9 protein-coding genes are annotated in these 11,621 nt (G+C 53.4%); 8 read left to right on the top strand and 1 reads right to left on the bottom strand.

Translation table 11 applies throughout. From position 1 onward, the window contains the following. Positions 1-27: 27 nt before the first annotated feature. Positions 28-2,421 (bottom strand): accessory Sec system translocase SecA2, encoded by a 2,394-nt coding sequence (gene secA2, locus GZ1_RS09110; RefSeq protein WP_060788361.1) that lies wholly within the window; start codon positions 2,419-2,421, stop codon positions 28-30. Positions 2,422-2,689: 268 nt separating this feature from the next. Here secA2 and GZ1_RS09105 point away from each other — a divergent pair, with 268 nt between their 5' ends. From GZ1_RS09105 to wecB, 8 genes are all read left to right on the top strand, one after another. After that, positions 2,690-3,772 (top strand): glycosyltransferase family 4 protein, encoded by a 1,083-nt coding sequence (locus GZ1_RS09105; RefSeq protein WP_013146462.1) that lies wholly within the window; start codon positions 2,690-2,692, stop codon positions 3,770-3,772. Positions 3,773-4,007: 235 nt separating this feature from the next. Further along, positions 4,008-5,126 carry a DegT/DnrJ/EryC1/StrS family aminotransferase gene (locus GZ1_RS09100; RefSeq protein WP_015375876.1) on the top strand — a complete coding sequence of 373 codons (1,119 nt, stop codon included), beginning with the start codon at positions 4,008-4,010 and terminating at the stop codon, positions 5,124-5,126. Positions 5,127-5,244: 118 nt separating this feature from the next. Then, entirely contained in the window at positions 5,245-5,982 is a 738-nt protein-coding gene (locus tag GZ1_RS09095; protein ID WP_013146460.1) for a GumC domain-containing protein, read from the top strand. Then, complete coding sequence (locus GZ1_RS09090) at positions 5,979-6,992, top strand: Gfo/Idh/MocA family protein (RefSeq protein ID WP_015375874.1); 1,014 nt, start codon at positions 5,979-5,981, stop codon at positions 6,990-6,992. The genes GZ1_RS09095 and GZ1_RS09090 overlap by 4 nt, the downstream gene beginning before the upstream one ends. A 15-nt stretch (positions 6,993-7,007) precedes the next feature. Next, positions 7,008-8,321 (top strand): nucleotide sugar dehydrogenase, encoded by a 1,314-nt coding sequence (locus GZ1_RS09085; protein ID WP_015375873.1) that lies wholly within the window; start codon positions 7,008-7,010, stop codon positions 8,319-8,321. 17 nt (positions 8,322-8,338) lie between these two features. Further along, positions 8,339-9,070, top strand: a complete 732-nt coding sequence (locus tag GZ1_RS09080) for an acyltransferase (RefSeq protein ID WP_013524679.1) — start codon at positions 8,339-8,341, stop codon at positions 9,068-9,070. 1 nt (position 9,071) lies between these two features. Then, positions 9,072-10,520 (top strand): lipopolysaccharide biosynthesis protein, encoded by a 1,449-nt coding sequence (locus GZ1_RS09075; RefSeq protein WP_015375872.1) that lies wholly within the window; start codon positions 9,072-9,074, stop codon positions 10,518-10,520. Between the two features lie 32 nt (positions 10,521-10,552). After that, positions 10,553-11,611: a non-hydrolyzing UDP-N-acetylglucosamine 2-epimerase gene (gene wecB, locus GZ1_RS09070; protein ID WP_013146455.1), complete on the top strand. Its 1,059-nt coding sequence runs from the start codon at positions 10,553-10,555 to the stop codon at positions 11,609-11,611. Positions 11,612-11,621: the final 10 nt, after the last annotated feature.

Here is an 11,621-nt window from a genome sequence, read left to right as displayed (position 1 = left end):
TTTACGAGGCGGCGTGCTGCGCCGCGGTTATGGTTCGTTCGCGGCGACGGCCGCTTCGTCATCGATGACAAACTGGCTTTTCAAATAGTTCATGGCTGTGGTGCAAATGCCGGCGTCGATCGCTTGCTGCAGCGCGACGAATTCGCGGTAGGCGTCCATTTCAAAGGCACGGTACGGATCCTCTTGGCCGTAGCTGCGCAAATGAATCCCCTCTTTCAATACATTCAGTTGATTTAAGTGGCGAATCCAGTGGGCGTCGATGGTTTCGACCATCAAATGCTTAAGCCGCATCGTTTGTTCTTCGTCGCACGGAAGATCGGCGAGCGCCGCTTCAAGCGATTTGTATTCGTCCCAAACAAGTTGGGCGATTTCTTCTTTTTGCTTATGGCGAAGATCCTCAATCGGATAGGCAAATTGGAAAAAGGCACGGCGCAGCTCGTTGTGCAGTCCTTCGATGTCCCACTCTTCAAACAAAACGTCTTCCGGACAATAACGGTCGATCGTTTGCGTGATATAACGCTGAATGTGCCGAAGGAGCTCGGACAGCACCTCTGCTTGCTTCAGCGCCAAGACGCGATCGCGCATATGGTAGATGACTTTGCTTTGTTGGTCAATCACAGTGTCCAGTTTCAATAAATGCAAACGCGCTGAATAATGGGCGTTTTCGATCGTTGTTTGCACTTTTTGGACGAACTTGATCGGGTTGGGCGACACGATGAGCCCGGTTTCATCCGTCTTGACTTTGCTTCGCCATTTTTCCAGTTCCTCTTGATCGTACAGCCGAAATAAATCATCCTCCAGCGAAATGATAAACTGGGAAGACCCCGGATCCCCTTGGCGTCCTGCCCGGCCGCGCAGCTGCATATCAATGCGATGGCTTTCATGCCGCTCTGTGCCGATGATGTGCAGCCCGCCAAGTTCCTTGACGCCTTCTCCAAGCAAAATGTCGGTCCCGCGCCCGGCCATATTGGTCGCGATCATCACTTGCCCTTTTTGCCCGGCGGTCGCGATGATGCGCGCTTCTTCTTCCTCCGTTTTGGCATTGAGCAGGTGGTGAGGGATGCCTGCTTTCGAAAACGCCGCTGACAACCGTTCCGACTGTGCGACCGATGTCGTGCCGATGAGAACGGGACGGCCGATGGCATTCATTTTTTTCACTTCGTCGATAATTTTCCGTACTTTCGCCTCGTACGTCTGGTAGACGAGGTCGTCCCAGTCGGTGCGGCGGGATGGCCGGTTTGTCGGAATCGTAATCACGCGCAGCCGGTACGTTTGCCAAAATTCTTCTTTCGACGGCGTAGCGCTGCCGGTCATCCCGGCTAGCTTCTCATACATGCGAAAATAGTTTTGGATCGTAATCGTGGCTTGGATGTCGTTTTCTTCGGTGATTTCCACACCTTCTTTCGCTTCAATGGCTTGATGCAGGCCGTCGCTGAACGAGCGTCCTTCCATCACCCGGCCGGTGAACGGGTCAACGATCATCACTTTGCCGTTTTTGACGATGTAATCGACATCCCGCCGCATGATAAACCAAGCGCGCAGCGACTGCATCGCATGATGGAGCAGCACGTGATGCTCCCAGTCGTATAGGTTATCGATGCCAAACGCCCGCTCGATTTTTTGCGCCCCTTCTTCGGTGAGGAAAATTTGTTTCGTCTCCAAAGACCGTTCATACTCTTTTCCTTCTTCGAAGGTGCGGACGATGCGCGCCATAATCGGGAACAATTCGGCTCCGATTCCCGATTTATTGGCGATGATGAGCGGGGTGCGCGCTTCGTCGATTAAAATGCTGTCGATTTCATCGATGATGGCGTAATACAGCGGGCGCTGCACTTTATCTTCGAGGCGGTGCACCATGTTGTCGCGCAAATAATCAAAGCCGAACTCGGTGCCGGTGCCGTACGTGATATCGGCCGCGTACGCTTCTTTTTTCTCGCTGGCCGTCATTTGCGACACATTCAGGCCGACGGTTAAGCCGAGAAAGCGGAACACACGGCCCATTTGTTCGCAGTCCCGGCGCGCCAAATATTCGTTGGCTGTAATAATGTGGACGCCTTTTCCAAGGAGGGCGTGCAAGTAGCTTGGCAAAGTGGCCGCCAATGTCTTTCCTTCCCCGGTCTGCATTTCGGCGATGTTTCCTTCATGCATCGCCAATCCGCCCATCAGTTGCACGTCGTAATGGCGCAGACCGAGCACGCGCCGCGCCGCCTCCCGGACGACGGCAAACGCCTCGGTTTTGATGTCATCGAGCGTCTCACCGCATTCGAGTCGCTCTTTGAAGGCAACCGTTTTTTGGCGCAGTTGTTCATCGCTCAGCGAAGAAATGGTTGGTTCCCATTCATTGATTTGCGCCGCCAGCTTGGCAAGACGCTGCACGTCTCGCGCGCTTTCGTCAAATAGTTGCTTTACTTTTGCAAACATATGTCCATTCCTCTCCTAGACAGGCATGATTCACACCAAGTGCTCTAAAACCTAATTATAGCACAAGATGTTTCCTGTGGAGGGAGGATGTAAAATGTGGAATCGTCCGCCGGATTGGCGCTCGGAGCTTCTCGCGGCAAGGGAAAAAGAAATTTTCCATCCTTGGGGACAAAAAAGGGGTGTAAAAAAAGATTGATTTACTCATCGTATATGGTAACATAAAGATGATGTGTGTTTCCGCGATTTTATAAGGCCAAGGTGATTGCATATGAATATGGAAGCATTTGCCGCATGTTTGGCTTCGTTTATCACAGTATTGGTCATCACCCCGTTCGTGATCAAGCTCGCGGTCAAAATTGGCGCGGTCGATCGGCCGAACGGGAGAAAAGTGCATACAAAAGTCATGCCAAGGCTTGGCGGATTGGCCATTTTTATCGGTGTCGCCGTCGGCTATTTTGTCGGCGGGGTGTATAAAGAGCAAGTGACGGGGATGACGGTCGGCGCCATCATCATCGTGCTCGTCGGGATGCTCGACGATTTGTACGAGCTGTCGCCAAAAGTGAAGCTGGCCGGCCAGCTGCTGGCGGCGTTCGTCGTTGTTGCTTCCGGGCTGAAGGTCGATCTTTTGACCGTTCCGTTTGTCGGCACGTTTGAGGTGGGGCTGTGGAGCTACCCGATCACGATATTTTGGATTGTCGCGATTACGAACGCCATCAACTTGATCGATGGATTGGATGGATTGTCCGCGGGCATTTCCGCCATTGGGATTGCGGCCATTGCCGTCATGGCGGGCATGGCGGGCAAAATGCTCATTTTCACGCTCTGCTTGATCATCTTGGGCAGCGTCATCGCTTTCTTGTTTTACAACTTCCACCCGGCAAAAATTTTCATGGGGGATACCGGCGCGTTGTTTTTAGGATATGCGATTTCCGTCCTGTCGGTGCTAGGGCTTTACAAAAGCGTGACGCTCTTCAGCTTCGTTGTTCCGGTGATCATTTTGGGTGTGCCGATTTTCGATACGACATTTGCCATTATTCGCCGCATTGTGAATAAAAAGCCGATCTCGGCGCCGGATAAGTCGCATCTTCATCATCGGTTGCTGGCCCTTGGCTTTTCGCATCGCAACACGGTGCTGCTCATTTATGCGTTTGGCTTGATGTTTGCCATCAGCGCGATTTTGTTCTCCGCCTCGACGTTATGGCAGTCCATTCTCATTGTCTTTGCCTTGATCGTCTTCGGGGAACTGCTTGCTGAACTGATCGGCTTGGTCAATGATCAGTACAAGCCGTTTATGACCTTTATTCGCAAGCTGCTTCGGGGAAGCCGAAAAGTATACGGAAATGACCGATAAATAGCAAATGGGCCGTTTGTGTCATGAAAGGGACAAACGGCTTTTTTCAGGAATGGCCCTTCTTTGGAAAATTATACCCTTCTTTTTCGTTGTTTATGCAGCTTCTGCCGTTCCTTCGCTGATTTTTTTTGCGGCAAGGCCAAGATTGCCACAAAACTGTCATTATATATTGACGCAAATGTGATAAACTAAACATGTTTATTCTACATATTTTTTGGATTTGGAGGAACTTGCGATGAACGTGCCAATGTTGGATTTAAGCGAACAGTATGAACAATTGAAGCCGGAGATCATGCGCGTATTGGATGAAGTGATGCGCTCCTCCCGCTTTATTTTAGGGGATTATGTCAAAAAGCTAGAAGCAGATATTGCCGCCTACAGCCGGGCTAGACATGGGATCGGCTGCGGCAACGGAAGCGATGCGATACATATTGCTTTGCAAGCGGCCGGCGTCGGGCCGGGCGATGAAGTCATCACGACGGCGTTCACCTTTTTCGCGACGGCAGGATCGATTGCGCGGGCCGGCGCCAAACCGGTGTTTGTCGATATCGATCCGGTGACGTTCAACATCGATCCAGCGAAAATTGAAGCGGCGGTGACGGAGAAGACGAAAGCCATCATCCCGGTGCATTTGTACGGGCAAATGGCGGATATGGAGGCGATCGCCGCGATTGCCAACCGGCATGGATTGGTTGTCATCGAGGACGCCGCCCAGGCGATCGGCGCGAAATACAACGGGAAATGCGTTGGCGAGCTTGGGACGGCGGCGACGTACAGCTTCTTCCCGACGAAAAACTTGGGCGCCTACGGGGATGGCGGCATGATCATTACGAATGATGACGAACTGGCCGAAAAATGCCGGGTCATCCGCGTTCATGGCAGCAAGCCGAAATATTACCATCATGTACTTGGCTACAACAGCCGCCTCGATGAGATGCAAGCGGCGATTTTAAGCGTCAAATTCCCGCATCTGGATCGGTGGACGGAACAGCGGCGCAAGCATGCGGCGACGTATACGCGCCTGCTCGAGGAGGCGGTCGGCGACCTTGTTGTGACGCCGAAAGAAGTCGATGGGCGCTATCATGTGTTCCATCAATACACGATTCGAGCGCCGAAGCGAGACGAGCTGCAAGCGTTTTTGAAAGAACAAGGGATCGCGACGATGGTGTACTATCCGCTGCCGCTGCATTTGCAACCGGTGTTTGCTTCGCTCGGGTATAAGGAAGGGCAGTTGCCGGAGGCGGAAAAAGCGGCGAAAGAAGCGCTGTCGCTGCCGATGTTCCCAGAGCTGAAAGAGGAGCAGCAACAGTACGTCGTCGAGAAAATCGCAGAGTTTTACCGTCATTTCGCTTGATCGTCCAACCGGCCAAAGGAAACGTCACTTGCGCACAGCAATGGCGTTTTCTTTGGCGTTGGATCATTTGTTTTGTTCACAACACTTTGTTATTTTATGATAAGGGATGGTGGCCGGATTGACGGCGGAAAAACGACCGTTTGTGCTATACGAATATTTGCGCTTTTTTTGGCAGCGAAAATGGTGGTTTCTTGTCGTTCCGCTTGCGACGATCGTGTTGACCGTCATCGCAGGGCGGCTTTTGCTGCAGGGGGAGAAGTATACGGGGAAAGCTGTCGTGTTTACCGGATCGATTGATGTAAAAGAGTTGACGGATCCGAAAAATATAGAAGCGAAGTTTCCAGATGTGAAAAACTTGGATGTCGTCGTTCCTGAAGAACAGTACGTGCAAATCACGGTCAAAGGCGACGATGAACAAGACGTGAGTCGAGAATTGAAGCTTGTTGTGTCGGAATACAGCCAGGGGCTCAAGCGCCATTCGCAAGAGCGGATTGATGTCACCACGAAATACTTGCATGCGCTGGAAGAACGGGAGCGCGCCTTGCAGCAAAAAGTCGATTATTATAGCGAACAAATACAGTCGGGCCGCTTGAATCCGGAACAGCTCCATGACATCAGCGACTTGTTGGTTGAGTCGGAAAACAACTTGACTGAAGTGATGGAGCGTGTCAATCGCATCCGCGGCAATCTTGTCTTTTACGAAAAACCGGCCGTATTGTCGGAAACGGTGGCGAAATCGAAAACGTATACGGGGCAGCTGATGGCCGTCGGCCTTGTCCTCGGCCTGTTTTTGACGGTCGTTTGGCTCGTGCTTTGGAAGTATATATTGGACGCGAGGAGGTACTATTCTTCATGATCCGTTTTGCCATTGTCGGCATGGGGCATATCGCCAAAAAACATATCGATGCCATTGAAAAGGCGGACGGCGCCGAGCTGGCGGCAGTGTGCGACACGAACCCGGAACGGTTGCGCGACGTGTCGGACGTTCCTGTTTACACTGATATGGAGACGATGTTGAAGGAGAACGAACAGATCGATGTCGTCAACATTTGTGTTCCGTCTGGATTGCACGCGCGGCTGGCCAAGCTGGCGGCCCGCTATCGCCGTCATATCATTGTGGAAAAACCGATGGCGCTCCGTGTGAGCGACGCCGAAGAGATGATCCGCGCGGCGAAAGAAAGCGGCGTGAAGCTCGCGGTCGTTCATCCGAACCGCTTCCGTCCAGCGATTCGGAAGCTGAAAGAGGCGATGGAGCGCGGGATGTTCGGAAAACTGAGCCATGCGAACGCCACGGTGCGCTGGAATCGAAATCAAGCCTATTATGATCAGGCGGCGTGGCGGGGGACGAAAGAGTTTGACGGCGGCGTCTTGATGAATCAAGCCATTCACAATTTGGATTTGCTGCTTTGGCTGATGGGGCCGGTCAAGGCGGTGCAAGCGATGGCGGCGACAAGGCTGCGCAAGATTGAGACGGAAGACGTCGCGGCGGCGGTCGTCGAGTTTGAAAGCGGGGCGCTTGGCGTCATTGAGGCAGCGACGACGATTTATCCGCAAAACTTGGAGGAATCGATCGCCATTTTCGGTGAAACGGCATCGGTGAAAATCGGCGGCCGGACGGCCAACTTTATCGAAACGTGGGAAGCGGAAGGCGTCAGCGAGGAAGAACGGGCAAAGCTCATCGATGAGATCAACGCCGACCCGTTTGGCAAGCCGGGGCACCAATGGATCATTGAAGATATGGTGCAAGCGATTCGCGAAGACCGCGAGCCGATCGTCACGGGTTTGGACGGATTGGCTCCTGTTCGGCTGATCGAAGCGATTTTGCGTTCGGCGGAAACGGGGACAAGAGTGCAACTATCTGAGTAGAAAGGAATGAGAGGAATGAACTACGCGGAACGGCTGTTGCAAAAATTTGAGAAACGCGACGCGGTCATCGGCGTGGTCGGGCTTGGCTACGTCGGGTTGCCGCTGGCAGTCGAAAAAGCAAAAGCAGGGTTTCATGTCATTGGCTTTGACATCCAACAAAGCCGCGTCGATCAAGTGAACAATGGGATCAACTACATCGGCGATGTCGTCGATGAAGATTTGCATGAGATGGTCAAACAAGGGCGGCTTGTGGCGACGACCGATTACGCCCGGATCGCGGAAGTCGATGCCGTGGCGATCGCGGTGCCGACCCCGCTCGATGAGCATCATCAGCCGGATACGTCCTACGTCGAAAACTCGGCGAAGGAAATCGCTAAATACGCCCATGAAGGGATGCTTGTCGTTTTGGAATCGACCACCTATCCAGGTACGACGGAAGAAATCGTGAAACCGGCGCTGGAGAAAAAAGGGCTCGTCGTCGGGGAGACGGTGTTCGTCGCCTATTCGCCGGAGCGGGTTGACCCGGGCAACAAGCAGTTTAAGACGAAAAATACACCGAAAGTCGTCGGCGGCGTGACAAAGACGTGCACGAAAGTGGCAGCGGCGATGTATCGCGCCGTGCTTGAAGGCGATGTCCATGAAGTGTCGAGTCCGGCGGTGGCGGAAATGGAGAAAATTTTTGAAAATACGTTCCGCCATATCAACATTGCGTTGGCGAACGAAATGGCCATTTTGTGCGAACGGATGGGCATTGATGTCTGGGAAGTCATCGATGCAGCGAAAACGAAGCCGTACGGATTTATGGCGTTTTATCCGGGGCCGGGGCTTGGCGGCCATTGCATTCCAATCGACCCGTTTTATTTGACATGGAAGGCGCGCGAATACAACTACCATACGCGCTTGATCGAGCTGGCCGGAGAAATCAACAACGCCATGCCGGAATATGTCGTCAACCGCGCGATGCTCATTTTAAACGAAGAAGGCAAGGCGCTGCGCGGTTCGAAAGTGACGGTGCTCGGCGTCGCCTACAAAAAAGACATTGATGATGTGCGCGAATCGCCAGTGTTGAAAATCGTCGAGCTGCTCGAGCAATACGGAGCGGAATTTGCGGTCGTCGACCCGTATGTTCCGTCGTTCCGGGCGTGCAACCGGGTGATTGAGACGGTCGAGCTGACGCCGGAACTGCTTGCGCAGTCAGATCTTGTCTTGATTACGACGGACCATTCCAACATCGACTATGAAATGGTCGCTCGTCACAGCCGGGTCGTGTTTGACACACGCAATGCTATGAAAGATGTGTCGAAACCGGCCAAATACGTCAAATTGTAAGCGAAGGAGACGAAACCATGAACGTTGTCGATCCCTCTGTTGTTTGCGGTGAACGTGTCGAAATCGGCCATTTCACGGTCATCGAGGCGAATGTCAAAATCGGAAACGACGTTAAAATCGGACATCGCGTCACGATTCACGAAGGAACCGTCATCGGCGACGGCGTGACGATCGCCGACGGAGCGGTGCTCGGCAAACCGCCGAAGCCGGCGAAAACGAGCACCGTCAAGCTGTCGGGCGAGCTGCCGCCGCTTGTCATCGGCGACCATTGCACGATCGGCGCCAACGCTGTCATCTATCGAGGAGCAGTGATCGGCGCCTACACATTGATCGCTGATTTGGCGAGCGTGCGCGAAAACGTGCACATCGGCCAATATGTGATCGTCGGGCGCGGGGTGTGCGTCGAAAACCACGTCCAAATCGGCGATCGGACGAAAATCCAGTCGAACTCCTACATCACGGCCTACACAACGCTCGAAGACCATGTGTTCATTGCTCCGTGCGTCACGACGACCAATGACAACTACATGGGGCGGACGGAAGAACGGTTCGCCAAAATCAAAGGGGCGACCGTCAAGCGCGGGGCGCGCGTTGGAGGCGGAGCGATTTTGCTGCCGGGCGTGACGGTGGCGGAAGAGACGTTTGTCGCCGCTGGGGCGCTTGTGACGAAAGATACGGAACCGAGGACGGTCGTGAAAGGATTCCCGGCGCGCTTCAGCAAAATGGTCGACGAGCGGGAGTTGTTATAAATTGTTCTCGGCATTCAAGCGTTTAGGAGCGGACTCGCTCCTTTACGCGTTTATGAACGTCGGCACGAAGCTGATTGCCTTTTTGATGCTGCCGATTTATACAAGCTATTTGTCCAAGGCGCAGTACGGGGCGGTCTACTTGATCGACCAATGGACGTCGATGCTGACGTTTCTCGTCATTTTCGGTACAGATTCGGCGCTCTCTTTTTACTATTACGACACGGACGACAAAGAGAAGCGCCTTTTGTATGTGCGCAACGTCATGTACTTCCGGCTGTTTGTCGTCGCCATCTTATTTTTGGCTGTCGTTTTGGCCGGTCCGTGGATCGCAGGCGCGCTGTTTCAAGAGCCTCGCTATGTCGATTTGCTGTACATCAGTATCGCGACGTTGCTGCTCGATACGATTTTCGTCATGGCGACGACGGTGCTGCGGTTTGAATTTCAGACGAAAAAAGTCGTGATTTGGACGCTCGTGAAAATGCTGCTTGTCGCTGTGCTGTCGTATGCGGCGCTCCGGTGGTTCGCGGCGACGCCGGAAGGGCTGCTCATCGGCCGGCTCGTGAGCAGCGCGCTCGTGTTTTTGTTGATGTTGCATTTGACCGTCAAGTATATGGTGTGGCGCGTGCGCTTTGACGTGTTAAAGGAGCTGCTTGCCTACGCCGCCCCGCTCGTGCCGACTTCGCTCGCCTTTTGGGTGATCGCCAACGTCAGCACGTTTTTCATCCAACGGTTTGCGTCGTTGGAGGAAGTCGGGGTGTTTGGGGTTGCCTTGCGTCTCGCGACCGTGATCACGCTCATCACGAGCGGCGTGCAGATGGCGTGGCGTCCGTATTCGATGTCGATGAAAGACCGGCCGGAAAGCCGTGCGTTGTTTGCGAAAGTGTATATGGCGCTTTTGCTCATTGGAGCGTTTGGGCTGCTTTTGATCGCCACGGCGAGCCCGTGGCTTGTGGGAACCTTTTTCAAACCGGAATATCGCGATGCAGCGTCCTATATTCCGTTTTTATCGGCCGTCACGTTTTTGAACTTTTATTATCTGATTGTTTCCACCGGCTTGTTTTTGACAAAGGAAACCGGCTATATTTCACGGGTGTTCACGCTAGCGGCGCTTCTTCATCTTGCGTTGAACGCCGTGTTGGTGCCGCTTTGGCTCAGCTGGGGGGCGATCGCGGCCAGCCTCATGACGTATATGGTCGCCGTGGCTTTCATTTTTCGCAAAAGCCAGCAAGTGTATCCTGTGCCAGTGTCATGGAAAAAGATGGCTTTGGTTTTGGTCGGCACATTGCTCGCCCTCATCGTCATCGTCTACGTTCAGCAGGCGCCGCTTGCTGACGGCTGGGTGCTCGCTGGTTGGGGCCTGTTTGCCGCCACGCTCTTTGCCAGCCGGGTTGATCGTGATTTGCGCCGTCCGGTGCGCACGATCGAGGGCGAAAATGCGCAAAATACTTGATAACCGCTCATCTGATCTAGGAGGTGTTTCGGATGAAAATCGCCACCGTGTTAGGCGCCAGACCGCAGTTTATCAAGGCTGCCCCCGTCTCGCGCGTCTTGCGAAAACAATATACCGAAGTGCTGATCCATACCGGGCAGCACTATGACCCGAATATGTCGGCCATTTTTTTTGAGGAGTTGAACATTCCGACGCCTGACTACTATCTTGGGGTGGGTTCAGGCAGCCATGGAAAGCAAACGGGCGAAATGCTGATGAAAATTGAAGAAATTGTCATGCAGGAAAAACCGGATTATGTGCTCGTCTATGGCGATACGAACTCGACGCTCGCGGGCGCTCTTGTCGCAGCGAAGCTCCATATTCCCGTCATCCACGTCGAAGCCGGACTGCGCAGCTTCAACAAGCAGATGCCGGAAGAAATCAACCGCATCATGACCGATCATGTCTCCGAGCTCTTATTTTGTCCAACGGAGACGGCCGTGGAAAATTTACGAAAAGAAAATATTACGCGAAACGTCTGGAATGTCGGCGACGTCATGTATGACGCCATTTTGTACAACAAGGAGCTCGCACAGCGCCAATCGACGATTTTGGCTGATTTGTCGCTGGCGGAACAATCCTACTACTTGATCACCATTCACCGAGCGGAAAATACCGATGACCCCGACAAATTGAAAGCCATTTTGGCTGCTTTTCGGGATATTGACGGAACGAAAGTGTGGCCGATTCATCCCCGGACGCGGCATAAGCTTGAAGAGTACGGCTTGGACGCTTCGGCGATTCCAGGGCTTCGGCTGATCGATCCGGTCGGTTATTTGGACATGCTTCGGTTAGAGAGCGGCGCGAAAAAAATCATCACCGATTCAGGAGGCGTACAAAAGGAAGCGTATTTCCTTCGTGTGCCTTGCGTGACGGTGCGCGAACAAACCGAATGGGTGGAAACGCTCGAAGGCGGGGCGAACATCTTAACCGGCACGGACCGCGAGAAGATCGTCGCGGCGGTTCACAAGGAAGTCGCCCCTGTTTATGTGGACGTCTTTGGCGATGGGCATGCGGCGGAGAAAATCGTGGCGGCGATCGGACAGCGATAAGGGTGCGTCG

The sequence above is a fragment of the Geobacillus zalihae NBRC 101842 genome (assembly GCF_001544135.1).
Taxonomy (GTDB): domain Bacteria; phylum Bacillota; class Bacilli; order Bacillales; family Anoxybacillaceae; genus Geobacillus; species Geobacillus zalihae.
Note: the sequence above shows the minus strand (reverse complement) of the source record. Positions and strands in the feature narration are given on the sequence as shown.